This window comes from Saccharopolyspora sp. NPDC002686 (genome assembly GCF_040295745.1).
GTDB lineage: Bacteria > Actinomycetota > Actinomycetes > Mycobacteriales > Pseudonocardiaceae > Saccharopolyspora > Saccharopolyspora oryzae.
Map to the genome: position 1 here is coordinate 1 of NZ_JBEOVY010000632.1, position 1,738 is coordinate 1,738.

Annotated in this window: 1 protein-coding gene; it reads right to left on the bottom strand. The window is 70.9% G+C overall.

The window, feature by feature from the left end:
• Positions 1-111: 111 nt before the first annotated feature.
• A complete protein-coding gene (locus tag ABTZ89_RS38465) occupies positions 112-1,482 on the bottom strand; it encodes a S28 family serine protease (RefSeq protein ID WP_351054380.1) in 1,371 nt (456 codons plus the stop codon).
• Positions 1,483-1,738: the final 256 nt, after the last annotated feature.

Sequence of the window (1,738 nt, forward strand, 5' to 3'; positions counted from 1 at the left end):
GCGTGGGCGCGGGGAGCGGGAGGTGTCTTTGGTTCGGCTAAACACCCCCCGGCCTAAAGGTGCTGCCAACCCCCCGGAGTGGGGGTTTGGGCCATTTCACTTTCACGCCGATCAGAACGGGTGGCGTTCCAGCGGCTCGGCGTCGAGGACGGCCGAGCGCGTCGTCGGCGCTTCGACGTCGGCCCAGCGGCGCACGGTCGCCTCGGCCTCGGTCCGCTGGTCGGCGGGCAGCCCCGCGATCTTGGAGCCGTGGTTGCCGCCCGGAACCAGGTAGCTGTAGGAGTCGCGGGGGGCGGGCCCGAGCTCGAAGGGCTCGGCGCTCCACGGGTCGCGCTCGCCGTTGACGAACATCAGCTGCGAACCGCCGGTGCGCACCCACGTGTCGACCTGGCGCATCACGCCCGGCTGGAAGCGCATCGGGATCTCGCGCGGCACCAGGTTGCGGGGCTGGCTGAGCTCGCGGTGGTGCAGCAGGTCGGCCAGCGGCTCGTCGGAGACGTCCGGCCAGCCCAGCTGCGTGCCCGCCTGGTAGTAGTACGGCGTGTAGGGCTCGATGCCCTGGTCGGTGTAGAAGCGGAACTCCGAGGTCTCGTCGAAGAACCGGTAGATCTCGTCGGTGCTGGCCGTGGTCGCCGGGATCTTGGCGCAGTCGTCCTGGCCGCGGTACTGCCAGAACGCGAACGGCGCGTCGAGCACGACCATCTCCAGGCCCCGGTCGACGTCGCCGATGATCCGGTCGAAGGTCAGCCCCTCGGCGTCGGCGTAGGCCTGGAACTTCGCCGTCATCTCGCCGCGCCTGATCAGCGCTTCCCGCTGCACCGCGGTCAGCGCCGCGCGGCAGGCCGGGTCGGTGCCGACGCCGGCCAGGAACTCGTCGTAGCGGTCCTGGTCGTTGTCCACGTCGTTGGGCGCGACGTAGGCGACCGTGCCGTCGACGTCGTCGGGGTAGAACCGCCGGTGGTAGACCGCCGTCATGCCGCCCTTGCTGGCCCCGGTGGTGATCCACTGGTGCTGGTAGACCGTGCGCAGCGCGGTGATCACCCGGTGCTGGTCGGTGGCGGCCTGCCAGATGTCGAGGTCGTTCCAGTCGGCCGGGTCGGGCCGCGACGGGGTGAAGAAGCGGTGCTCCAGGCTCACCTGGTTGCCGTCGACCAGCTGCGTCGGCTCGGTGCGGCTGGTCTTCTCCGGCAGGTTGTAACCGGAGGTGTAGAGCACGGTCGGCCGCGCCAGGTCGCGGTGCAGCAGCGTCAGGCGCTGCTGGAAGGTCCCGGCCTCCGGGTGGCGGTGGTCGACGGGCTGGGTGTAGGTCAGGTCGAACAGCCGGAACCCGGGTTCGGTGGGCCGCTCCCCCACCACCGTCAGGTCCGGCACCGCTTCCAGCCGGTCGCGCACGTCGTCCACCGGGGGCGCCGCGCCCACCGGGGCTCCGATCAGCAGCATCCCGCACACCGCGGCGATGGTGACCAGACCGCGCCAGTTCATTCCGCCTCCCACTGCGCCGAATTCCAGTCGAACCTAGTGATCACGCGCGGTGCCCGGAAGGTCTCGGCGTGTTCTCGCCGAGCGGCTCCGCAGCTGCGATCCTCTCGGTTGGTGATCGAATCCGCCTGCTGGAACGATCAGCGGACGCCGAACGGGGGCAGCGGATCAGCGCACGGGCGGAGGCGGGCGGCTGGGCCGTCGACCGCGATACCCGGGAGCGGGGGCAAATACCCCGGGGATTGGGCCCCCAGCCCGA